Raw genomic sequence first — 5700 nt, 5'->3', positions numbered from 1 at the left:
TAGCACCATTACTATCTTTGAATTAGCACCTGACGGAAAATTATTGCGCCGTCATTCCCATAGTATTCCTGGCTTCTCTTTTATTCACGATTTTGCCATTACTCCCCATTACTGCATATTTTTTCAAAACCCTGTTAACTTTAACCCCCTTCCCTTTCTTTTGGGAATTCGTGGTGCGGGGGAATGTGTTGAATTTCAACCAGGAAAGCCAACTCGTGTGGTTTTAATTCCTCGCGATCCTAAAAATAAAGAAGTTAAAATCTTTGAAGTAGATTCGGGTTTTGTGTTTCATCACGCTAATGCTTTTGAAAAAGAAAATCAGGTTTGCATAGACTCTATTGCTTACGCGTCTCTTCCTCAAGTACAAGCCGATGCGAATTATAAAGAAGCAGATTTTGACAAACTCGATCCTGGAAAGTTATGGAGATTCACCCTTAACTTGCAAGATGGTACTGTAGAACGAAAATTAGTAGAGCCTTGCTGCTGTGAATTTCCTACCATCCATCCAGATCGAGTAGGTAGAGACTATCGCTACTTATTTATGGGTGCTGCTCATCAAGATACTGGTCGTAATGCACCCTTACAAGCTATTTTAAAACTAGATTGGGAGACAGGAGAAAAACAGTCTCATTCCTTTGCTCCCCATGGTTATGTTAGCGAACCTATATTTGTTCCCAGACAAGGAGGTAAGCAAGAAGATGAAGGCTGGGTGTTAACTCTTGTTTATGATGGTAAAAACCATCGTTCTACTTTAGCTATTTTAGATGCTCAAAACATAGAAGGAGATGCTGTTGCGTTGCTTCATCTCAAGCATCATATTCCCTATGGTTTGCATGGTAGTTGGACTGATTCTGTTTTCTAAGATGATAGTGGGTTGGCTCTGAGGTATTTAATTTGACGAGCGTTCCAAAGCTTACGAAAACCTATTTTGATTGGGAGTAGCGATCGCCTTGAAGCTCGTGTATAATTCTTGTTTTAGGGCGATCGCTATTGATTTGAAATTTGATTTTCTTTTTTCAGTTAGGGTCAATTAAGTATTAAGCGATTAGGATATGAGTGAAAATTAAGCTCGATAATTTTACCCCCACTCGCTTGTGAACACTAATTCTCCTTATCAGTTTCTTCAACCAGAAGATGTAATTGAAGTTGCTCCTCCTACTGTTGATTCTCAAATGAGAGTTATCGAGGCTCTAGCCAAAATGAATCAGAAAGAGCCAAACCAGTCAACTTATCGTCGCTACAGCTATGTTTTAGTAGTAGAAAAATTGCAACTTGTAGGAATTATAACCGAGCGCGATATCGTTAAGTTGACCTCGGCAGAAACTAATTTGGTAGAGACAAAAGTGGACGCAGTAATGACGAAACAACTCATTACCCTCAAAAAATCTGAGTTTTTGGATGTTCAAACAATACTGGCAATTCTACGTCAGAAAAAAATTAGACATCTGCCAATCGTAGACGCTCATGGACAATTAGAGGGAATTGTCACTGTTAATACGATTAGCCGAGCTTTACATCCATCTAATATGCTCAAATTTCGCCGTGTCGATGAAGCAATGACACTTCAAGTTCTGGAAGCTCCCGAAACTTCATCAGTGTTGAGTTTGTCGCAGATGATGGCAGACAATCGGAGTAGTTGTGTTGTAATTGTTTCTCCTCAACAGCCAGAAGAAGTTACTGAACTAGCCGAGCGTGATTTGAGTTCATTGTCTATTCCTGTAGGGATTGTTACCGAAAGAGATATCGTCCAATTTCAAATACTAGGTCTAGATTTAATTAACACAATCGCTCAAACCGTCATGAGTACACCCTTGGTATGTGTTAAGACTACAGACTCGCTGATGCAAGTACATCAGCAGATGGACTCACTGCGGGTACGTAGGTTAGTAGTAATAGGAAAACAAGGAGAACTACAGGGAATTATTAATCAATACGATATGTTGAAAGTTCTCGATCCAGCCGAACTTTTTGGGATCATCGGAACTTTACAACAAGAGTTAGAAGAGAAAACAAATCAATTACAACAAGAAAAAGAATTAGCTCAAGTTACTTTGCAATCTATCGGTGATGCGGTAATAACTACTGATGTGATGGGTAAAATCGTCAATTTTAACCCGATGGCAGAAAGGTTAACTGGCTGGAGAATTTCAGAGGCTAAACACCAGCCTTTAACGGATATATTTCGCATCATCAATGAACACACGAGAGAACCAGTCCCCAATCCTGTAGAAAAGGTATTACGAGAAAATAGAGTGTTTGGTTTAGCTAATCACACTATACTAATTGCTCGCGATGAAACGGAATACTCGATTGAAAATTCGGCTGCGCCAATTCGGGATCGCCTGGGTCGAATAATTGGTACGGTTATTGTTTTTCACGACGTTACAGAGTCTCGTGATTTGACTAATCAACTGTCTTGGCAAGCAACTCATGATGCTTTAACATGCTTATATAATCGGCGTGAATTCGAGAAAAAAGTGGCAGAAGCGATCGCCATTGCTCAAAATGAAGGTCATCAACACGCTCTTTGCTATCTAGATTTAGACCGATTCAAAATAGTTAACGATACTTGCGGTCATGCTGCTGGAGACGAATTACTAAGACAAGTAACTCAACTACTCAATCAACGGATTCGTTCTGCTGACATTCTGGCTCGCTTAGGTGGTGATGAATTTGGCTTTTTGCTGTATCAGTGTCCTTTAGAAGTAGCTACCAAAATTGCCAACAATCTCAGACAATGGATTGAAGATTTTCATTTTACTTGGGAGGGGCAAGCTTTTGCTATTGGAGTCAGTATTGGTTTAGTGGAAATCAACTCTAACACTGAAAATTTAAGTAGTTTATTAAATGCTGCCGATGCAGCTTGTTATGCGGCTAAAGCGAATGGTCGTAACTGTGTTCATGTTTATCAAGATAACGATGCTGAATTAGCCAAGAATCTTGGAGAAAGACAGTGGATTATCAGATTAAATCAAGCTCTGTCAGAAAACCGCTTTTGTCTTTACTCACAAAAAATTGTCTCAATTAAAGACGAGGAAGAAGTCGATCGCTATGAAATACTACTGCGTCTCAGGGATGAGCAAGGACAAGTTATAACTGCTGGTGCTTTCATCCCCGCAGCAGAGCGTTATGACCTTATGCCAGCTATAGATCGCTGGGTTATCAATCATTTTTTAGCTGACTATGAACGTCACTATCAACAAGGTGGAGAGCCAAAAAAAGCTCAGTCCAATAGCTTATATGCGATCAATCTTTCTGGAGCGAGTATCAGTAGCCAAAGTTTTCGTCTTTTTCTCAAAGAACAATTTACTCGCTTTCAAATCGCTCCTTCGACAATTTGTTTTGAAATTACAGAAACAGTAGCTATTTCTAATCTTGCCACCGCAGCTAAGTTTATTCAAGAATTAAAAGAATTAGGTTGTTCGATTGCTTTGGATGATTTTGGGAGTGGCATGAGTTCTCTAAATTATCTCAAAAATTTATCTGTCGATTATTTAAAAATAGACGGTAGCTTTGTTAAAAACATTGTCGAGGAGCGAGTAGATCGCGCCACAGTAGAATACTTTAATCAGATCGCTCAAATTATGCAGATTAAAACTGTGGCTGAGTTTGTCGAAGATAAAGCTATTTTGCAAAAATTGCAAGAAATCGGGATAGATTATGCTCAAGGATACGGTATTGCTCGACCAATACCTCTTGTTCTTGGTTAAAAAAAATCTATGGCGTTTTTACATTCATGAATTATAACTACCGTACAAAAGTTTCGGCGAAATATCTCTAACTTATTTTATTTTTTCGTCGTTGCTGAATATGTAATGCTTCAACTCTATTTAAGTTAACTTAATGAGCGAATAAAAAGTTCTTAAAAGCCTAGAGCTTAGAGCTTATAGCTTAGAGCTACGAAAAGTAACATTTTATGCGTCATTACTTAAATCACCAACGCCACTTTTTCTAGCTTGTAATTTTAAGAGAATATCTGCATGGACTTCTTTGGTAATCGGATAAAAGTAAGCTAACACTAAACCAATAATTAAAACTACGGTGGGTAAGGGAGCAACAGCAACTCTAATTGCGAGTAATGCACTATCTGGTTGTACTGGTATTGGCTCTCCTGGTTGTCTGGTAATAAATCCCGACCATTCTAATGCTTGTCCGACCAAAAATAGAGCTAAAGCTAAACCAAACTTTTGCAACAATACCATAAAACTATAAAAAATACCTTCTCTTCTTTGACCTGTATTTAATTCATCTAGTTCTATAACATCTGGTATCATTGACCAGGGTATTAAATAAGCTACAGAAACACCAATTCCAGCCATACTTGCTAAGATATAAAGCTCTCTGATTTGTCCTGGACCAATTATAAATAAACCTACTTCAGCTACAATCCAAATTGCTGTACCAATAAACAAGACGGCTCTTTTGCCAATTTTTTCACTAACAAATTTCCAAACAAATAACATTACTAAAGCCGTTCCTTGAACTGCGATCGCAACTGTCGGGAAGGCAGCTTCTTCCATTCCCATCCAACTCACTACGTAATAAATAAGAATAGATGCTGTTAATTGTACGGCTAGCCAGCAGCATAAATAAATACCAATTACATAAAGAAAAGCTTTATTATTAAAAGCGATTTTTAATTGTTCTTTTATAGAAATCGAGGGTGTTTCTTGGGCTTTGTTTCGATGTTTTATGGCTTCGGAATCACACAAATGAAATTCTGTTTTAGAGCGAATTAAGGTCAGACCAAAGAAAAGAAATTGTATACCAGTTAGAGTACCTAAAATTCCATAAACGTTAATGCCGTTGACACTATTGATTATTTGAGAAAGTCCTAATCCTAAAAAAATACTACCCGTAGCAATTACAATAAAGCCAACTACTTTTTTAAGCTGTTGATTTAATATTGGTTCAGAGCCTCTTTCTTGGATACGAAAAATACACCACAATAGGGCTACCATCGAGATAATACTACTAACTAAGCCTAAAACAAAGTATTGTCTTACAGGATCGTCAGGATAAGCCTGAAAAATAAAAGTTGCTAAAATTAAAGATAAAATACTGCCACCAATGGAAAAAGCAAAGCGAAAACTATTAAGATTAGTTCGTTCGTTATAGTCTTGAGTTAATTCTGGAGTCAGGGCTGTATAGGGTAAATTAACCGCAGTATAAGCAAGATTAAATAGAATAGCAATTACTATATAATAAGCAAACAAACACCAATCATTGACGTTAGGATCGCTACTAAATTCTGGTACTAGCCATTGGAGAAAAAAGAATAAACCAAAAGGAATTGTCCCAAACAACATCCAAGGAATACGCCTTCCCCATTTACTTCGAGTGCGATCGCTTAAAATACCTGCAATGGGGTCATTAATCGCATCTCCAATCTTACCAATAGCGAGGATACTTCCTGCCATCCCTGGGGGTAAACCCGCCACATTAGTGAAAAAATACAGCAAAAAGAATACTAATATATTAGCGGTAATTGCAGGACCCATGTCTCCTGAACCGTAAGCTAATTTTGTGGTAAAGTTTAATTTTTCTGGTTTCATAACTCTTCTAGCTCTTTACCTCTAAAATTATATTGAGTAAGATGCTTTACAATTCTCTATCGAATACATTACTTATGACTATATTGCAATAAATCCTTAACACTTTAGTTCATATAGACAATATATAAATTGACCTCTGGGATTG

The 5700-nt window shown here is 37.6% G+C and carries 3 protein-coding genes; 2 read left to right on the top strand and 1 reads right to left on the bottom strand.

The genetic code is table 11. The features are described 5' to 3' along the window. Together H1P_RS30345 and H1P_RS30340 are read left to right on the top strand one after the other, a co-directional pair. Positions 1–862 (top strand): carotenoid oxygenase family protein (locus H1P_RS30345; RefSeq protein ID WP_186376233.1); only part of this gene is annotated, 862 nt, incomplete at its 5' end. 232 nt (positions 863–1094) lie between these two features. After that, the gene (locus tag H1P_RS30340) at positions 1095–3710 is read left to right on the top strand and encodes an EAL domain-containing protein (RefSeq protein ID WP_144874766.1); all 2616 of its coding nucleotides are present in this window, start codon (positions 1095–1097) and stop codon (positions 3708–3710) included. A gap of 204 nt (positions 3711–3914) precedes the next feature. Here H1P_RS30340 and H1P_RS30335 read toward each other — a convergent pair whose 3' ends face one another. Further along, positions 3915–5555, bottom strand: a complete 1641-nt coding sequence (locus H1P_RS30335; RefSeq protein ID WP_144874764.1) for an MFS transporter — start codon at positions 5553–5555, stop codon at positions 3915–3917. Between the last annotated feature and the right edge of the window lie 145 nt (positions 5556–5700).

The organism is Hyella patelloides LEGE 07179, from assembly GCF_900659865.1.
GTDB lineage: Bacteria > Cyanobacteriota > Cyanobacteriia > Cyanobacteriales > Xenococcaceae > Hyella > Hyella patelloides.
This window is presented reverse-complemented; position numbering and strand designations above follow the sequence as displayed.